Raw genomic sequence first — 17,576 nt, 5'->3', positions numbered from 1 at the left:
GGGTTACGCCGCCGCGCCGGCGGCGAGACGCATGATATTTTCTTCGGTAAGCGCATCGCCGCGCACTTCGCCGCCAATGCGCCCTTCATGGATCACCATGACCCGATCGCACAGGCCAATCAGTTCGGGCAGTTCGGAGGAGATCACCACCAGCGCCACCCCGCTTTCCGCCAACACGTGCAAAATCTGGTAGATTTCCGCTTTGGCGCTGATATCGACGCCCCGGGTGGGCTCATCAAGAAACAGGATGGCTGGCTTGATGGACAGCACTTTGGCCAACGCCACTTTTTGCTGGTTGCCCCCCGATAGCGACGACACCGGGTCGCTGAATTTGCCTTTTTTCAATTGCACTTCCCGGCCCAGGCGCTCCGCCTGCCGGCGTTCGGCTTCCTGGCTCAGCAGTCCGTAACCCGCGCAGACCGCGGGGATATCCAGCGCCGACATATTCCAGTCGATGGGCATATCCAAAAACAATCCCGCCGCCTTGCGGTCCTCCGACAGGTACGCCATGCCGTGGCGGATGCAATCGCCGTAGTGGCGCAGCCGCACCGGATGGCCGTTAAGGGCGACCGCGCCCCGGCGACAAGCATCGATAGCGCACACCGCCTGGGCAATCTCGGTGCGCCCCGCGCCCATTAATCCGCCAAATCCCAGGATCTCGCCCGGGCGCAGTTCAAACGAGATATCGAAAAACCGCCGGTCGTCCGATAGGCCGTCGACGCGCAGCACCGGGTCTCGATGCTGGCAGCTGGCGCGTTTCGGGGGAAACAGGCGGGTTAATTCCCGTCCGACCAGGCGCGTAATCAAGCGATCCGGCGTTAGCGAGGAAAGGGTTTCGCAACCCACCGTGCAGCCGTCGCGCATAATGGTCACCCGCTGGCACAAAGCGAAAATCTCCGCCATGCGGTGGCTGATATAGATAACCGACATATTCTCGGCCTGCAGCTGCCGGATTATGCCGAACAGCCGCTGCGCTTCGGGTTCGGTCAGCGCCGCGGTAGGCTCATCGAGGATCAAAATGCGGCAATCCAGCGTCAGCGCTTTGGCGATTTCCACCAGCTGTTGCTGGGAGATGGATAAATCGCCCACCCTGGTGGTTACCGGAATCGGCGCCAGGCGATCCATTACCGCCTGGGCCTTGCGCCGCAGTTGGTCGTGATTGACCCACAGCCGCCCGGCGCTGTTGGTATGGGCCATATAGATATTTTCATAAATGGAAATATCCGGGCATAACGCAATCTCTTGATGCACCAAGGCGATGCCCAACCGCTGGGCGTCCGCCGGCCGGCGGATCTCCACCGCCCGGCCGTCCACCCAGATACCGCCCGCATCGGGCCGGATAATACCGTCGATGACATTCATCAGCGTGGACTTGCCGGCGCCGTTTTCGCCGGCCAGCGCATGAATCTCGCCGGCGGCCAGCTCAAAGCCGACGTTTTGCAATGCCCGGACGGGGCCGAAGGATTTACAGATCCCGCTGAGCCGCAGCGCAGGTGTTGAAGTCATGGCGGATTCCTTATTCATTGATGCCTTTGGTGCCCCGGCGTTTCAAATAGCCATCCCAGCGGAAATCATCGGCATTATCCTTGGTGACGATGGCAAACCCGTTATCCAGCAACGGGAAGGAAAAAGGATTGGCCCCGGTGCGTTTGGCATCGTTCATCGGATCGATGAGTTCGGGATGGGCCGCCAGGAACAAGGTCATAAACCCCATATAACCCTGTATGCCCTGGTTGGGGTTAATGGCGGCATAGACTTGCCCGGCCTTGATCATATCCAGCACCTTGGCATTTACATCCACCGTAATCACTTTCACCTTGCCGCCGTTTTCCACCACCGCCTGGGCCGCGCCGATGGCGGAGCTGGCTTCCGGCATAAACAGCACCGTCAGGTTGGGATGCGCCTGCAAAATCGACAGCACGGCGTTATACGCCTTGGAGGGGTCCTGGTTGGTTGCCGCCCGCGCCACCAGCTTGATATCCGGATATTGGGTTTTCATTTCATCGATAAAGGAGCTGACCCGCCGGTCGTGATTATCCTGGCCGGGATTTTCCAGCACCGCGTACTCCCCCTTGCCCTGGGTGACCTTACCCATCAAATCCGCCGCGGCACGGCCTTCACGGAAATTATCCGAGGTAATATAGGCTACGCGCTTGCTGTTGGGCGAATCGGCGGCAAAGGTCACCACCGGAATACCGGCTTCGGCCGCCCGGTTGATGGGTTCGATAAACGGGTCCGGGTTCATGGGATGCAAAAAGATCCCGGCCGGTTTTTGCGCCAGCACCTGTTCGAAGCTGGCGAGTTGCTGGTTAACGTCATAAGCCGGCGTACCGCCGTATACGGTTTTACAGCCCAGTTGCTGCGCCGCCTGTTTAAACATTTCGTAGACCGGGAACCAATATTCCACCCCGGTGACCATCACATTCATATAGTAGGTTTCACCGGGCTTACAGCGGAATTGCGGCGTTTTATCCTCAGCGCGGACCACGGAGCCAAATGCCAGCGCCGGGATCAGGCAAGTCAGGGCGATCAGGTGTTTTTTCATTATATTTCCCCGGATAACAGTAGGTTGACCTGGCTCAGCCGCGATGGCGACACTGCTACGGAACCGCGAGCCCGGGAGTCATGTAATTTATTTCTTACTTATGAAATAAATTACATGAGTATGTATAGATAATGTAAAAACAATGATCAACATATGCTTTACTTGCGTTATCAAAAGCGTGAGAGGCGTCAAAAAGCGGAGGCGAAGTGTGAGATTGCGCAAAGTGACCGGCGATTGACCTTTTGCGGGTAAAAACGCGTATGACGGGGCGTTGCCCCATAATGGATAGATATGCACCAAAAGGGTTATATCGCAGCACCAAATCAGTGCAGCCGTTTTTGCCCGCCGCCGATTTATTCCCGCGTTACGATGCACTTTACCTAACTTTACCTATATAATGCGCCCGCGCCATCGTTTGCGTCTGTCGCATCACCGACGGAATAGTGGCATAGCTATTGCTTTGGCTGTGCAGACAACTTCAAAGAGATAACCTCCATGTTAGAAAAAATATTTCATTTAAAAGCTCATCGTACCAACGTACGAACTGAGATTTTGGCAGGGCTGACCACATTTTTGGCAATGGCATATATTCTGTTTGTAAACCCTTCGATCCTGAGCGCCACCGGCATGGATAAAGGTTCGGTGTTTGTCGCGACCTGCCTGGCCGCCGCTATCGGTTCGGCGCTGATGGGCTTTATCGCCAACTACCCCATCGCCCTGGCCCCCGGCATGGGCCTGAATGCGTTTTTCACCTATACCGTGGTGTTGCATATGGGCTACACCTGGCAAATTGCGCTGGGCGCGGTATTTTTATCGGCGTTGATCTTCTTTGCGCTGTCGATTTTCAAAATTCGCGAATGGATTATCACCAGCATTCCGCTGCCGCTGCGATCCGGCATTGCGGCGGGCATCGGCCTATTCCTGGCGATTATCGCCCTGGAAGGCGCCGGTATCGTCGTGGCTAATCCGGCGACCCTGGTAGGCTTGGGCGATCTGGGCAAATCCGGCCCGCTGTTCGCCATGCTGGGTTTTATCATCATCGTGGTGCTGGAAGCCCGCCGGGTGCCCGGCGCGGTGCTGATCGGCATTCTGGCGGTGACGTTCCTGTCCATCGCCCTGGGCTACAGCCAGTTCATCGGCGTGGTGTCCATGCCGCCGTCCATTGCGCCCACCTTCCTCCAGTTGGATATCCGCGGCGCGCTGGATATTTCCCTGGTCAGCGTCGTGTTCGCGTTTCTGTTCGTGGATGTGTTCGATAACTCCGGCACCCTGATAGGCGTCACCAAACGCGCCGGGTTGACCGATGATGCCGGCAATATCCCGCGCATGGGCAAAGCGCTGATCGCCGATAGCGCCGCGGCGCTGTTCGGGTCGTTGCTCGGCACGTCCACCACCACCAGTTATATCGAATCCGCCGCGGGCGTCAGCGCCGGCGGCCGCACCGGTTTGACGGCGATTGTGGTCGGCATCCTATTCCTGGCCAGCCTGTTTTTCGCGCCGCTGGCCTCCAGCGTACCGGCATTCGCCACCGCGCCGGCGTTACTGTTTATCGCGGTCTTGATGACGTCGGGCCTGGCGGAAATTGATTGGAAGGATATCACCGTCGCCGCGCCGGTTACGGTTACCGCCCTGACCATGCCGCTGACCTACTCCATCGCCAACGGCATCGCATTCGGTTTTATCACCTGGACGGTGGTCAAGCTGCTGAGCGGACGGACTCGCGACCTGAATGCGGCCCTGATCATTTTATCGATTTTGTTTGTGATAAAATTGGGCTGGCTGAGCGCCTGACCCCCTCCGGACGATGCCAAATGCCCGTCCGGCGGCAGAGACCCGACACCCCGCCCGCATCGCGCCGGCGGGGTGTTTTTTATCGCCGGGCGCATTGCCGACGAACGGCCGGGAGCGGTTATTCAGCCGCGCCGCCTATCGTCCCGGCGACTATTTTGGCCGCCGGCCGGGCGCTGAATTCGGCGGTGGAATAAGCCCATAAATATAACGACGCGGTGGACCCATACGGCGAATAGCGCCGGCGATAGCGCTCAAAACGCTCGCGCGGCAGCGTCTTATGGCGATAAAGATTCATCATGCCGCGCCGTATGGCCAAATCGCCCCAGCTCAGGATATCGGGCCGGCCGAGGGAGAAAATCATCAGCATCTCCGCCGTCCAGATCCCGATGCCCGGCAGCCGCGACAGCGCGTCGATAACCTGCTGGTCCGTATAATCATGAATGGCCGCCAAATCCAATTCGCCGCTCATGGCGGCCGTAGCCGCGCCTTTGATATACAGCGCCTTGCGCATGGACATGCCGCAGGACTGGATTTGCTCCGCGGTCAGCCGTTCGATACTGGCGGGAGTAATGGCGCCGGCCAGCGCCGACAGACGGCCATTAACGGTAATACCGGCCTTGGTGGAGATTTGCTGATCGATGATATTCCTGATTAAAGCGGCAAACAGGTCCGGCATCAGCGGACGGGTAATCAAGCCGATACGCTCGATGGCCTCGGCCATGCGCTTATCTTTTTTGGCCAGCCAGTCCAGCTCCGTCGTACCGTATGCAAAAATAGCGCGGTGTTCCAATATTTCCATTTACCCTCCCCTGCGGCGGCGGCCGTCAAAAAAACGCAGCGATAAGCATAGCATTTTGTTAATTAGGCAATAATTCATTTAGACTATCATAACCAACGCGATTTATTTCCCTGCGGTCCGGATTTTGCGTCCATCGCCCTTTATAGAGGTAACATGCATGAAACCACGCAAAGTGATGATCATTGGCGCAGGCAATGTCGGCTCGTCCGCCGCCTATGCGCTGCTGAACCAGCAGATTTGCGAAGAGATAATCCTGGTGGATCTCAACGGACAGCTGGTGGAAGGACACCGCCAGGATCTGGCGGATGCGGCGGCTTATATGCCAGGGCGCATTACGATTAGCACCCGGCCGTCCGGCGATTGCGCCGACGTCGATATAGCCGTGATCACCGTCTCCGGCGGCGCGTTGAAACCGGGACAGACCCGGGTGGACGAGCTGGACGGCACCGCCCGCATCGTCGGCCATATCGTGCCCGAAATGATGCAAAACGGCTTCCAGGGCATATTCCTGATTGCCACCAATCCCTGCGACATCATTACCTATCAGGTCTGGAAGCTCTCGGGCCTGCCCCGTCAGCAGGTGCTGGGCACCGGCGTATGGCTCGATACCACCCGCTTACGGCGTATTCTGGCCGAACAATTGGATATCGCCGCGCAAAGCGTCGACGCCTTTATCCTCGGCGAGCACGGCGACAGCCAGTTTCCCGTCTGGTCGCACTCGTCGGTGTACGGTATGACGCTTAATGAATATAGCCGGCTGAAAACCGGCCGCGATCTGGACTTCGCCGCGCTGGGCGACCGCACCCGCCAGCTCGGCTTCGAGATTTATTCCCAAAAAGGCTGCACCGAATACGGGGTCGCCGGTACCATCACGGAAATCTGCCGCAACTTATTTACCAGCAGCCACCGCGCCCTTACCGTATCATGCGTGCTTGATGGGGAATACGGCCAGCAGGGATTAGCCATCGGCGTGCCGGCGGTATTATCGCAGCGCGGCATTGAACAAATTATCGAGCTGGATTTCAACGAACAAGAGCAACGGCAATTCGCCAACTCCGCCGCCGCCATTAAGTACAATATCCAGCGATTGGCGGTGCTGCATCATTAGGTCCGGCTGTTCCGCGTCCCGCGGCGCGGTGGTTATCACGCGGCGCCGCGCAACGTCACCGGCGCGCTGGCTTCCCGGCCGTTTATCCCGGACAGGGTTTAAGCCGCAGCAGCCTGCGCACCGCCCGCTTTAATCTTTTTTTCCATGTCTCGGTTTTAATAAACCGGTAAATGCTTTGATTGCCCTCCGGCTGCCCCTGGCAAAGGATGTCCATATTCATCAAATGGCTATTGCCGGCAATAAAGCAGGTATGCCGCAGACTGCAAGGACACTGCGCCGACGTCAGTCCCTGATGGCAGGTTCTGACCGGACAAAAGGGGTTGGCCGGCTGGACGGCGGGCGACAACATCCCGTGATATTGCACGGGCAGCGCGGGTTGGAGCAATGGCGCCGAGACTCTGGCATTCTCCATTGCTTGAAGTAATATCATTAACGTAAACAATAATAAAATCGGGCGCAGTATAATACCGATCTGATGTTTTCTGTTGGTCATGAAATAACTTACCTGCGATTTACTTATGCCGTTGTCGGCTCCCTTACGGTCAGATAACCCGTCTGAAAGCGGGAGAAGTTTCTGTCTTCCTCTGCCGGTAAATAGATAACTCGCTATGAAATTATTATTTTAATAAAATGGATAAAACTACTTATTATATAAATAATTGTAAAACATGATTTTTTTCGAACATTCAATCACAAGAACAATCTATAATATTATTATGGCAAACGTAAGCATGCAATGGAGATACGGTCATGAGTCGGCGCCATAATCATAAAGCTGAGTGTATGCTATCATTCTTTTTCATATTGCATGGTGTTTTATTTATTACTGATAGATTATTATTTGTTATTAAATGAATTAATTTATTCAAATAATAGATCTCAATATTATTGAGCGGAAATAAAAAAGGGTTAGACAATATCTAACCCTGGTCCAGCTAAAAGGATATTTGCGGCCGGCCCGCCAACGGCCGTACGTCGGCACGGCATTGGCCGGGCCGGTCAGGCGGGGGCTGATGGCCCATATTCAGACGGACTTGTCCGTTTCCGGCAAACTGGCGGCAACCATCGCCTTGACTTCGCCGATGGCTTTTAATTTTTTTGACAGCTCGCGGCGTTCTTTCGACAGTTCGGCGTTTTTGATGATGTAGTCATCAACGCGATCTTCATAGTCGGTACGCATGCTGGCAATGATGGCCTGGACTTCCTCGATGGACATGCCCGGCTTGATATAGTCGCTCAAGTTATCGAGCAACAGCACGCGTTTTTGGTTATCACGGATTTTTTTCTCGTTATCGGCGATTTCACGCTGCAACTTATTTTTGCGGCGAAACATACGCACAAACTCCAGAACATCCTGGAAAGAAGGCTTGGTGTGTTCCATTTCAATTTCCTTGCTTAAGTCATAGGTTAAATGGGTTGCAGTGACGCATTGATAGTCGCTACCTTACAGAGTAGCAGCTATACGGTGCAATGGTATTGGCCTATTTTACCCGCTTTTGGTGTGGCCGCCACACTTCAATCTTCCTGTAACGGCAAAGGCTTACGCAGCGCCTGGCAAAGTAACCGCGCCATTTGCTCCAATTGCTGGGTCAGTTTCAGGCTCAGCCACACATAACCGAATATCGGCGCTTCCACCTCGTTACGCTGGCTGGCCTGCTCCATCAGCAACTTTAGCTCAGCGGCAATCACCGCCAATTCGCCGCTGTTGGCGACGATGGGCGCCGGATTGCCCTGGCGCAGCGCGTCGGCCAGGGTAATCAATGTGCGCAAGGTAACCATTTGCGTGCTGCGCAGCGTAGTGGCGTTCAGCAGGATAAAATGGCTTTCCCGCGACGCCCACCACGCATCGATTTGCAATTCCAGTACGCACACAATATTACGGTTCAAATTTTGTATCGCGTCAAACACCTCTTTGCGAATCGCGGTTTCCTTACTGGCCGGGGCCACCAGGGCGCCCATCTTGACCACGTCCCCCAGCAATTTTTTCAGCCGGCCGTCCAGGCGCGGCCGTTCAATGATGTTTGGCGAAACATAAGCGGCGTAAATTTTACTGAGCCCCGTCAGGCTAAAACTCATTTGCATCCGCCAATGAATAAACGCCCGCTGCGGATAGATGCTGGTAAACAGCAGCGCCAGCAGCGAACCGATAATCACATCGCCGCTGCGCCACAGCGCGGTCTGCATATCCCCCGCGCCGGCGCCGCAGACTACCGCCAGCGTAATGCCGATCAATAATGCCATATACGGCCGCTTGCCCAGCGTGAGATAGCCGCAGATAAACATCACGATGCCGCACCACGCCAGCATCAACGGCAGGGAGTAGAGCTCCAGCCGCAGGCCGATGAGCCCGGACGCGGCGCCGAAAACCGTGCCGATAATGCGCTGCACCGCCCGTTGCAGCACATTGCCCCAAAACGAAATCGGCCCCATGACCACCACCAGCGTAATCAGCGGCCAGGTGCCTTCGGGAATATCCAGCAGCCGTATGATCATAAAGGTCAGGACAAAAGCCAGGCCGATGCGCAGGCCATGGGCAATCCGATAGTGTTGGTAAATGGTATGTTCGAGGGAGGAAATTTTTCTATCCAAACGCACGGGAAATCGACCTGAAATGACTAGCGGGATAGCTAGTCTAAAGAATTTCATTGTTTTTCACATCATTAATTAGCCCTACATATTTCAAGGTGTAAATTTTGCCCGTGCAAAAACTCTTTTCCGCCCATGGGGTAATCACCGGCTATGATTTTAACTGAAATAACTCCACTTAACATCACGGCATTCCCGCCGGCCGTCCTGACCTGGCAGAGCGCCGCGATGACATGCCGCAATGGAGGCAGCCGGCGGTTATCCGCCCATGACCGCCGCCCGGTTTAATTTTCTTACAACTTCGCGCCATGGTTAACGATGACCAAAAGTGCGGCTAACGTGCGCGATATCCGGCATCACATGCAGTTTGGGCCGCCATCGGCGCCTATTCACCTATAGTTAGCAAGGCCATGCCCGGCGGCGCCATTGCAAAGTTACGTAATTGTTAGCAACATATTCATACATTGCAACATTTCAGAATCATTTATAGTAAACATGTTCAAACATGGTGAGTCATGTCGTCGTACGACCTGCCTTGGGCATCCCGCATGGGCGCCCAGGCATACAGAACAGAGCGATGCTTTAAGCGCATCGACACAATAAGATACGGGAAGCACATATGCGCAAAAGAAAAACCACGCTGCCGGGGGTAACCCGCAGGCAGCTTCTTTCCTATTCCGCCGCCACGCTCGCCATCGGCGCCGGCGTCAGCGCCAAGGCGGCGACGCTAACCGGCACTCCCGTCTGGCAACCCTTCGCCCATAATCCGGTGGATAGCGTGGATGAAGCGGGCTGGCAATTCTTCACGGATAAAGAAGTCGCCACCCTGGAGGCGATTGTCGAACGGCTGATACCCGCCGACGAACTCAGCGTAAGCGGTAAAGACGCCGGCTGCGTGGTATTTATCGACCGGCAGATGAAAAGTTTTTACGGCACATTCTCGCGTCTTTACCGGGAAGGCCCCTTTCGGGAAGGCACCCCCGAGCAGGGCGATCAGTCTCCGCTGGTGCCCCAGCAGCGCTATCGCATCGGCCTGGCCGACTTGGAAGACTATTGCCAAAAAACCTTCCAGAAAGCCTTTCATCAACTGCCGCCCGAGCAGCGCGATCGCCTTTTGACCGGACTGGAGAAAGGCGACGTCAAGCTGGCCAATATCGACGGCAAGTTTTTTTTCAAGCAGGTGCTGGATAACACCATGGAAGGGTTCTTCGCCGATCCGATGTATGGCGGCAACCGCGATATGGTGTCATGGAAAATGATAGGTTTTCCCGGCGCCCGCTACGATTACCGCGATCTTATAGAACAACATAATCAAGATCTTCATTTAACGCCGGTAAGCATTGGCGGCAGTGAGCAATGGAAAATCAAGGGATAAACCGACATGGCAAAGAAACTCCCTAAAACCGATGTAGTGGTCATCGGCCTGGGCTGGGCGGGGGCCATTATCGCCAACGAACTGACCGACGCCGGCCTGGAAGTCATCGCTATCGAACGAGGTCCGTGGCGCGATACCGCGCGCGATTTCAACGTCGCCTCGGTAACGGATGAATTACGCTACAACCGCAGCCAGGAATTAATGCTCCGCACTAAACAAAACACCATAACCGTGCGTAACAACCCATCGCAAACCGCACTGCCGATGCGCAGCTGGGGGTCGTTTCACCCCGGCAACGGCACCGGCGGCGCGGGGAATCATTGGGCCGGCATTACCTTTCGCTTTCAGCCCGATGAGTTCCGCTTAAAAAGCCATCTGCTTGAACGTTATGGCGCCGACGCGATGCCCGAAGAGCTGACGCTGCAGGATTGGGGTACCGATTGGGAAGAAATGGAACCCTTTTATATGCAGTTCGAGCGCCTGGCGGGCACCTCGGGATATGCGTCCAATCTTAACGGCGTAAAACGCGACGGCGGCAATCCCTACGAGGGCATGCGTTCCGGCGATTACCCCACGCCGCCGATGAAACAGCCCTATGGCCCGACGTTATTCGCCGAAGCCGCCAGAAGTATGGGCTACCAGGCCTTTCCAGTGCCCTCTTCCCTGGTATCGCAAGCCTATACCAATCCGCTGGGGGTGAGCATGGGCCCCTGCACCTACTGCGGTTTTTGTACCAATTACGGCTGCGCCAACTACTCCAAGGCCAGCGCGATTACCACCGTCTTGCCGGTACTGGTGCGCAAAGATAATTTTTCCGCCCTGACCAATAGCGAAGTGATGAGGGTCACCCTGGATTCCACCGGCAAACGCGCCACCGGCGTGGTATATATCGACTCTTCCGGCGACGAGTGGGAACAGCCGGCCGACCTGGTGATCGTCACCGCATTTACCTTCGAAAACGTACGTCTCATGCTGCTGTCCGGCGTCGGCAAGCCTTACGATCCGGTCACCAATACCGGCACCACCGGCCGCAATTATGCCTACCAGACCGCCAACTCGGTGCAGCTTTTTTTTGATAATAAAAATTTCAATCCGTTTATCGGCGCCGGCGCGGTAGGCATGGGCATCGATGATTTCAATAACGATAACTTCGACCATTCCGGCCTGGGCTTTTTTGGCGGCGGCAGTATTCGCGTAACGCCCATAGGCGCGGCGCCCATCTCCTACCACCCCACCCCGCCGAGCGCCCCCACCTGGGGCAGCGAATTTAAGCGGCAGGTCAAAAATAATTATCTGAGCAGTATGAGCATTGGCTGCGAAGCCAGCAGCTATAGCACGCGCACTAATTATCTTTCCCTGGACCCCAACTATAAAGATCCCCTCGGCCGCCCGTTATTAAGGGTCACCTTCGATTTCTCGCAAAACGATCTCAAGATGGCCGAGTACTGCACCGGCAAGGTGGGCGAAATCGCCAAGGCCATGAACCCGCGCGAATATTATATGCGGCCCATGAAGGGGCATTGGAATTCAGCGCCCTATCAGTCGTCGCATATTGTCGGCGGGTTCGTGATGGGAGCAGATCCGGCCAATAGCTCGGTGAATAAGCATTTGCAGGTTTGGGATGTGCCGAATCTGTTTGTGGTGGGCGCCTCCGCCTTTCCGCAAAATCCCGGCTACAACCCGACGGGTACCGTGGGCGCGCTGGCGTTTAAAGCCGCTTACGCCATTCGGCATTATTATCTGCAACGTCCCGGGGAGATGATCACCGCATGAAAAAACTGACTTCGCTGTATGTCGGTGCGCTGGCGCTGGTGGCCGGGATAGGGCATGCCGTCGCCCAGCCGGAATTCGATCAGGTGGCGAAAGGCCGCTATTTGGCGGTGGTGGGCGACTGTACCGCCTGCCATACCGTCGATCCCGCCAAGCCTTTTGCCGGCGGATTTCGCATTGATACGCCGTTTGGCGCCGTCTTGGGCGCCAATATCACGCCGGATGTGCTCACCGGCATCGGCCGCTGGAATTTTGATGATTTCCAGCGGGCCATGTCGGAAGGCATAGGCCACGGCGGCAAGCGTCTTTATGGCGCCATGCCGTTTACCGCCTATACCAAAATGAGCCGTGAAGATAATCAGGCGCTGTGGGCCTATTTGCAGACGTTGCAACCGATCGCCAATCATGTCGAAACCAATCAGTTGCCGTTTCCGTTTAATATCCGAACCAGTTTGATCGTCTGGAACTGGCTGAATTTCGATAAAGGCGAGTTTGCGCCCAATCCGCAAAAATCCGCCGAATGGAATCGCGGAGCCTACCTGGTGGAAGGCCCCGGGCACTGCGGCACCTGCCATACGCCCAAGAACCTGCTGGGCGGCGATAAAAACGGTAGTTTCCTGCAAGGGAATAATTTGGGCGCCTGGTGGGCGCCGGATATCACCAATAACGATCATTCCGGCATCGGTTCCTGGAGCGAGGACGATCTTATCGCCTATTTGCGTACCGGCGCGAATCGCTTCGATATCGCTTCCGGTCCGATGGCGGAAGAAGTGGAGCATTCCTCCCAGCATTGGCATGAGGCGGATCTGAAAGCGGTGGCGGTCTATTTGAAGGATGGCGATAAGTCCGCCGCCAAGGCCCCCGCGGCGCTTAAGGCGGATGATAGCCGGATGGCGGCCGGTAAGGCGATTTACTTCGACCGCTGTTCCGCCTGCCATAATTCGGCCGGTACCGGCGAGGCGAATATGTTCCCGCGTTTAGCCGATAATCCGCTGATCCGGGCCGCCAATCCCGCGTCATTGATTAATGTGGTGCTGGCCGGCAGCCGCGCCGGCGCCACCGTCAGTCGCCCTACGGCGCCGGCGATGCCGAGTTTCGCCTGGAATCTTGATGATGACGAGGTGGCCAGCGTGCTGACGTATATTCGCAATAGCTGGGGCAATGCCGCGGAACCGGTCGACGCGGCGCAGGTGAAGAAGATGCGCAAATCGCTGCAACCGTAGGGGGCTGGGCGCGGAAGCGGGGCTTCCCCGCCAATCGGCATGGGTTCCGTTGCAGTGGGTGCGGCGTCTGGCCGGTTTTCGCGCCGGCGGGTGGCGGGTTTACCGCGCCAGGGGGCCTCCGGCGGCCAGGAAAACCATGGCCGCTTCGCCCCCCGAGGCACGCTTCCCCGCCAATCGGCATGGGTTCCGTTGCAGTAAGTATGGCGTCTGGCCGGTTTTCGTGCCGGTGAGTGGCGGGGTTACCGCGCCAGGGGGCCTCCGGCGGCCAGGAAAACCATGGCCGCTTCGACCCCCACGGCACGCTTCCCCGCCAATCGGCATGGGTTCCGTTGCAGCAGGCGTGGCGTCTGGCCGGTTTTCGTGCCGGCGGGTGGCGGGTTTACCGCGCCAGGGGACTCGGTTGACCTTACTGGTTATCAAGGGGAGAGCTTGGCTCTCCCCTTTTCTTTGATAAATTTAATTAGGGTTGGTAATGTCTTGGTGGTTAAATATATACGTCAAAAATACACCTTGCACTTAAATGCACTTGCACTTAGTTATGATGTTTATATTGTCAATAAATAAGTATTTTATACCATTTCATTGTAGTTGCTTCATATATTAATTTGAATTAAATCAAATATCAGCATAGAGATGTTTCAATTTAAACCCTTATCATTTAGTAAGTTGGCGCCACTATATCTAACTTTACATTTTCATGCTAGCCCGTTGGTTATATTCTCGTTATGATGATGGCTTAATAACAACGCCGCCGATTACTCCTATTTTCATCGCAGAGTAATTTTTTATTCTATTATTTGTACACAATCAATTTTCATGCCGAATATATGATAAATATTTCTTCATCTTTAGCCTGGCGACTGGTTTTTATAATAAGTTCATTCTTCTGGTTAGGCGTCATCGGGCTCATTACCTGGCTTTAAACCGCGCCGGGAATCGGCGCGGTTAATGTCAAACGGCCCTATTTCAACGCTGGCAGCGCCTCGTATGGCACTTCGCGATCGCTGCGCTTATCAAGGCGATAGGCTTGGTAAGCCGCGCGGATGCCAAACAACAAGATGCTGATCATGACAAAGATAAACAGCGCGGTCAGCCCGGCATTGAGCTGGTTGTTGAATACCAGCCGGCCCATCTCCTCCATGGTTTTGGCCGGGCCGATGATCTGATTTTGATCGATACCGCCCTGGTATTTACGCGCCAGCGCCAGAAAGCCCACCCGGGGGTCGCCGGACATGATTTTCATCAGCCCGGCGGTGGTGGTGCAGACCAGCAAGAATACCATCGGCACGCCGGCCACCCAGGCGTATGCCTGCCGTTTCATTTTGAACAGCACCACAAAACAGAGCGTCAGCGCCATGGTAGCCAGCATCTGGTTGGCGATGCCGAACAGCGGCCAGAGAGTATTGATGCCGCCCAGCGGGTCCACCACGCCCTGGTAAAGGAAATAGCCCCAGGCCGCCACGCACAGCGCGGTGGCGATGATATTGGCCACCAGCGAGTCGGTACGCCGCAGCGACGGTACCGCCACGCCCAGCAGGTCCTGCAGCATAAAACGGCCGGCGCGGGTGCCCGCATCCACCGCCGTCAGGATAAACAGCGCTTCGAACAAAATAGCGAAGTGATACCAGAACGCCATGCTGATGCTGCTGACGGCCTGGCTTAAGATATGCGCCATGCCGACCGCCAGCGTGGGCGCCCCGCCGGCCCGTGAAACGATGGTGTTTTCACCCACGGACTGGGCATAGTCCGTCAGCATTTGCGGCGTGATTTCAAACCCCCAGCCGCTGACCGCCGCCGCCGCCGCCTCCACCGTGGTTCCCCCCAGGGCCGCCGCCGGGCTATTCATGGCGAAGTAAATGCCCGGGTCGATAACCGACGCCGCAATCAGCGCCATAATGGCGACAAAGGATTCCATCAACATGCCGCCATAACCGATAAAGGCCGCCTGGTTTTCGTTTTCCAGCATTTTGGGCGTGGTGCCGGAAGCGATCAGCGCATGGAAACCGGACACCGCGCCGCAGGCGATGGTAATAAACAAGAAAGGAAATAGCGATCCCGACCAGACCGGCCCGGTCCCATCGATAAAACGGGTCATGGACGGCATTTCCAACGTCGGCGCGATAAATACGATACCGATTGCCAGTCCGACAATGGTGCCGATTTTCAGAAAGGTGGATAAATAATCACGCGGCGCCAACAGCAGCCATACCGGCAGGATGGACGCTATGCCGCCATAAATCACCAGCATCCAGGTCAGCTGCTTGCCATCCAGGGTGAAGTAAGGCGCCAAGGTCGGGCTGCGGGCGATATCCCCGCCATAAATAATGGCGGCCATCAAGATAATAAAACCGATAACCGAGATCTCGCCGATTTTACCCGGCCGGATAAAGCGCAGATAGATACCCATAAATATCGCCAGCGGGATAGTGCACCCCACGGTAAAAGCGCCCCAGGGACTATTGGTCAAGGCCTTCACCACGATCAGCGCCAGCACCGCCAGGATGATAATCATAATCATAAAGGTGCCGAACAGGGCAATAACGCCGGGCACCGCGCCCAATTCCTGTTTGATCAGATCGCCAAGGGAGCGTCCATCCCGCCGCGTCGACACAAACAGTACCATGAAGTCCTGCACCGCGCCCGCCAGCACCACCCCGGCCAAAATCCAGATCATCCCGGGCAGATAGCCCATCTGCGCCGCCAGCACCGGCCCTACCAGCGGCCCCGCCCCTGCGATAGCGGCAAAGTGATGGCCAAACAGCACATATTTATTGGTGGGAACATAATCCAGGCCGTCATTGTGCCGCCAGGCCGGCGTCATGCGCGTCGCATCCAGGCGCAGCACCCGGCGGGCAATAAACCGGCTGTAAAAACGATAGGCGATCAGGTACACCGATACCGCGACCACCAGTATCCACAGCGCGTTGATTTTTTCACCGTTATGCAAGGCGATAACGCCCAGCCCAAAGGCACCGGCAACAGCAACCAAGACCCAAACCAAATGGGAAGCAATGTTTCGCATACACCCGCTCCTTGATGATTTATTAGCTATCTAAATAAATTGATGTGTGGTGGTGATATGTAAACTGTTGTATTCCCGTTTCTCATAACATTGCTTAAACAAGTTTGATAGTTGCAATATGCATATTTGTGATCGGCCATGAAAGCTTTAACTTTCCCTTACCAAAAATCAGACATGGGTTATAATTATCCGCGCTGCAGGATTGGCCAAACGGCGTGGCGCAAGCGATCGGGCCCGACTGAAAATTAAGTCGGCCAGGCTTAAGTTTTGAGATTATTATGATACGGGAAATAAGATAAATCGCAGGCGGACATATTCGCGCAGCATGGAACTAGTATGGTACAGTTCATGCTTACCTGGTAATAATACTCGCTCGCAGCGGGCGTTAAGGGGTATGGCGGTTATTTAACGGTTTTTTTAATCCGTACAGATTTATGGATAATAAGCGCGACCGCGGCCGGAATACCAAAAACCACTAACAGTATAGGCAGCTCCTCCAGCACGGTATAACCCGCACGAAACACCCCCATGCTCAAATTGGCCAGGGAGATGACCAGCCAGACCAGTAAAAACGCCTTGAGCGCCGTTGCGCCCGACAACCGGTCCACCGACCGCGCTATGACCATAAACACGCCGAACAGCACAATACCTGCGGTAACCATTATGATGGTATGCATCTCGATCCTCTGTTCAGCCCATAAAATCGGTTAAGAATACCAATATATTGCTGGTATTCGTCGTCCGTATAAACGCCCTCAAAGCCATGCCTGGCCTCTAGTTCTACCATCTGGCCAGTAGCAGCCATGGCCCTGTTGCCGATGAGCACTAAGTTAACCGCGTTTTTACCCTTACGGCAACCGGTAGCCACAGCCCGCCACTAACTTGGCCGATTATGACAGCCCACCCAAGCCACGGTAGGCAAGGCTTGAGTCCAAAAACCGCCGTCTGTCCTACATAAACGTCGGCTCCGTGCCAGTATGCCTCTCAGCTCAAAAAAGCGGTCACCCTGAACTTACACTGCCGATTCGGTCAGAACGGTACCATATTGCAATAAACACTAATTATTCTCATTTGGCACAGTGTGGTTCAGCGCTAAGAGCTATAAATGTTAAATAAAACGGTACATTTTTTTTAATTTTATAAACCATTGTTTTACATAATTATTAATTTAAATTTAGCCGATTTAATCTTCGTAACCAAAATTTTTCAGATAATATCCTGTAATAAAAATAACTTAAATGTAACATTTGCCATTTATTTTTATTTCTTAAAAAAAACATGCAATTTATTATGGATTTATTTTTATAATTACTATTTTTTCCTATTGAAATCGGTATAATCTTAAAAAAAATCACAT

14 protein-coding genes are annotated in these 17,576 nt (G+C 55.0%); 6 read left to right on the top strand and 8 right to left on the bottom strand.

Annotated elements, in window-relative coordinates:
• Nucleotides 1-3 precede the first annotated feature (3 nt).
• The gene (locus ACL2XP_RS07655; protein ID WP_413738081.1) at nucleotides 4-1,506 is read right to left on the bottom strand and encodes a sugar ABC transporter ATP-binding protein; all 1,503 of its coding nucleotides are present in this window, start codon (nucleotides 1,504-1,506) and stop codon (nucleotides 4-6) included.
• Between the two features lie 10 nt (nucleotides 1,507-1,516).
• The gene (locus tag ACL2XP_RS07650) at nucleotides 1,517-2,545 is read right to left on the bottom strand and encodes a substrate-binding domain-containing protein (protein ID WP_413738079.1); all 1,029 of its coding nucleotides are present in this window, start codon (nucleotides 2,543-2,545) and stop codon (nucleotides 1,517-1,519) included.
• 495 nt (nucleotides 2,546-3,040) lie between these two features.
• On the opposite strand from ACL2XP_RS07650, the gene ACL2XP_RS07645 reads away from it, so the two are divergent.
• Nucleotides 3,041-4,336: an NCS2 family permease gene (locus ACL2XP_RS07645; RefSeq protein WP_413738077.1), complete on the top strand. Its 1,296-nt coding sequence runs from the start codon at nucleotides 3,041-3,043 to the stop codon at nucleotides 4,334-4,336.
• A gap of 118 nt (nucleotides 4,337-4,454) precedes the next feature.
• On the opposite strand, the gene ACL2XP_RS07640 is transcribed toward ACL2XP_RS07645, so the two are convergent.
• Nucleotides 4,455-5,135, bottom strand: coding sequence for a DNA-3-methyladenine glycosylase family protein (locus ACL2XP_RS07640; protein WP_413738075.1), 681 nt, complete (start codon nucleotides 5,133-5,135; stop codon nucleotides 4,455-4,457).
• A gap of 157 nt (nucleotides 5,136-5,292) precedes the next feature.
• On the opposite strand from ACL2XP_RS07640, the gene ACL2XP_RS07635 reads away from it, so the two are divergent.
• Nucleotides 5,293-6,243 (top strand): L-lactate dehydrogenase, encoded by a 951-nt coding sequence (locus ACL2XP_RS07635; RefSeq protein WP_413738073.1) that lies wholly within the window; start codon nucleotides 5,293-5,295, stop codon nucleotides 6,241-6,243.
• Between the two features lie 82 nt (nucleotides 6,244-6,325).
• On the opposite strand, the gene ACL2XP_RS07630 is transcribed toward ACL2XP_RS07635, so the two are convergent.
• The 3 genes from ACL2XP_RS07630 to ACL2XP_RS07620 form a co-directional block, all read right to left on the bottom strand.
• Complete coding sequence (locus ACL2XP_RS07630) at nucleotides 6,326-6,736, bottom strand: hypothetical protein (RefSeq protein ID WP_413738072.1); 411 nt, start codon at nucleotides 6,734-6,736, stop codon at nucleotides 6,326-6,328.
• Nucleotides 6,737-7,267: 531 nt separating this feature from the next.
• Nucleotides 7,268-7,624, bottom strand: coding sequence for a DUF496 family protein (locus tag ACL2XP_RS07625; RefSeq protein ID WP_413738070.1), 357 nt, complete (start codon nucleotides 7,622-7,624; stop codon nucleotides 7,268-7,270).
• A 134-nt stretch (nucleotides 7,625-7,758) separates the two neighbouring features.
• Entirely contained in the window at nucleotides 7,759-8,838 is a 1,080-nt protein-coding gene (locus ACL2XP_RS07620; protein WP_413738068.1) for an FUSC family protein, read from the bottom strand.
• 610 nt (nucleotides 8,839-9,448) lie between these two features.
• Here ACL2XP_RS07620 and ACL2XP_RS07615 point away from each other — a divergent pair.
• From ACL2XP_RS07615 to ACL2XP_RS07600, 4 genes are all read left to right on the top strand, one after another.
• The gene (locus ACL2XP_RS07615) at nucleotides 9,449-10,204 is read left to right on the top strand and encodes a gluconate 2-dehydrogenase subunit 3 family protein (RefSeq protein WP_413738067.1); all 756 of its coding nucleotides are present in this window, start codon (nucleotides 9,449-9,451) and stop codon (nucleotides 10,202-10,204) included.
• Nucleotides 10,205-10,210: 6 nt separating this feature from the next.
• Nucleotides 10,211-11,977 (top strand): GMC family oxidoreductase, encoded by a 1,767-nt coding sequence (locus tag ACL2XP_RS07610; protein ID WP_413738066.1) that lies wholly within the window; start codon nucleotides 10,211-10,213, stop codon nucleotides 11,975-11,977.
• On the top strand, nucleotides 11,974-13,197 hold the full coding sequence (locus tag ACL2XP_RS07605) for a c-type cytochrome (protein WP_413738064.1): 1,224 nt from the start codon (nucleotides 11,974-11,976) through the stop codon (nucleotides 13,195-13,197). The genes ACL2XP_RS07610 and ACL2XP_RS07605 overlap by 4 nt, the downstream gene beginning before the upstream one ends.
• A 230-nt stretch (nucleotides 13,198-13,427) precedes the next feature.
• The gene (locus ACL2XP_RS07600; RefSeq protein WP_413738062.1) at nucleotides 13,428-13,601 is read left to right on the top strand and encodes a hypothetical protein; all 174 of its coding nucleotides are present in this window, start codon (nucleotides 13,428-13,430) and stop codon (nucleotides 13,599-13,601) included.
• Between the two features lie 557 nt (nucleotides 13,602-14,158).
• Here ACL2XP_RS07600 and ACL2XP_RS07595 read toward each other — a convergent pair.
• Together ACL2XP_RS07595 and ACL2XP_RS07590 are read right to left on the bottom strand one after the other, a co-directional pair.
• Nucleotides 14,159-16,219, bottom strand: coding sequence for a carbon starvation CstA family protein (locus tag ACL2XP_RS07595; RefSeq protein WP_413738061.1), 2,061 nt, complete (start codon nucleotides 16,217-16,219; stop codon nucleotides 14,159-14,161).
• A 401-nt stretch (nucleotides 16,220-16,620) separates the two neighbouring features.
• On the bottom strand, nucleotides 16,621-16,896 hold the full coding sequence (locus ACL2XP_RS07590; RefSeq protein ID WP_413738060.1) for a hypothetical protein: 276 nt from the start codon (nucleotides 16,894-16,896) through the stop codon (nucleotides 16,621-16,623).
• Between the last annotated feature and the right edge of the window lie 680 nt (nucleotides 16,897-17,576).

The sequence above is a fragment of the Sodalis sp. RH21 genome, assembly GCF_047324175.1.
Lineage (GTDB): Bacteria > Pseudomonadota > Gammaproteobacteria > Enterobacterales > Enterobacteriaceae > Acerihabitans.
The sequence above is the reverse complement of the archived record's forward strand: the minus strand, read 5'-3'. Positions and strand labels throughout refer to the sequence as shown.

Excerpts from the sequence above, each read along its gene's own strand:
- ACL2XP_RS07655 (WP_413738081.1), bottom strand. The coding sequence starts at position 1,506 with ATGACTTCAACACCTGCGCTGCGGCTCAGCGGGATCTGTAAATCCTTC.
- ACL2XP_RS07650 (WP_413738079.1), bottom strand. The coding sequence starts at position 2,545 with ATGAAAAAACACCTGATCGCCCTGACTTGCCTGATCCCGGCGCTGGCA.
- ACL2XP_RS07645 (WP_413738077.1), top strand. The coding sequence starts at position 3,041 with ATGTTAGAAAAAATATTTCATTTAAAAGCTCATCGTACCAACGTACGA.
- ACL2XP_RS07640 (WP_413738075.1), bottom strand. The coding sequence starts at position 5,135 with ATGGAAATATTGGAACACCGCGCTATTTTTGCATACGGTACGACGGAG.
- ACL2XP_RS07635 (WP_413738073.1), top strand. The coding sequence starts at position 5,293 with ATGAAACCACGCAAAGTGATGATCATTGGCGCAGGCAATGTCGGCTCG.
- ACL2XP_RS07630 (WP_413738072.1), bottom strand. The coding sequence starts at position 6,736 with ATGACCAACAGAAAACATCAGATCGGTATTATACTGCGCCCGATTTTA.
- ACL2XP_RS07625 (WP_413738070.1), bottom strand. The coding sequence starts at position 7,624 with ATGGAACACACCAAGCCTTCTTTCCAGGATGTTCTGGAGTTTGTGCGT.
- ACL2XP_RS07615 (WP_413738067.1), top strand. The coding sequence starts at position 9,449 with ATGCGCAAAAGAAAAACCACGCTGCCGGGGGTAACCCGCAGGCAGCTT.
- ACL2XP_RS07610 (WP_413738066.1), top strand. The coding sequence starts at position 10,211 with ATGGCAAAGAAACTCCCTAAAACCGATGTAGTGGTCATCGGCCTGGGC.
- ACL2XP_RS07605 (WP_413738064.1), top strand. The coding sequence starts at position 11,974 with ATGAAAAAACTGACTTCGCTGTATGTCGGTGCGCTGGCGCTGGTGGCC.
- ACL2XP_RS07595 (WP_413738061.1), bottom strand. The coding sequence starts at position 16,219 with ATGCGAAACATTGCTTCCCATTTGGTTTGGGTCTTGGTTGCTGTTGCC.
- ACL2XP_RS07590 (WP_413738060.1), bottom strand. The coding sequence starts at position 16,896 with ATGCATACCATCATAATGGTTACCGCAGGTATTGTGCTGTTCGGCGTG.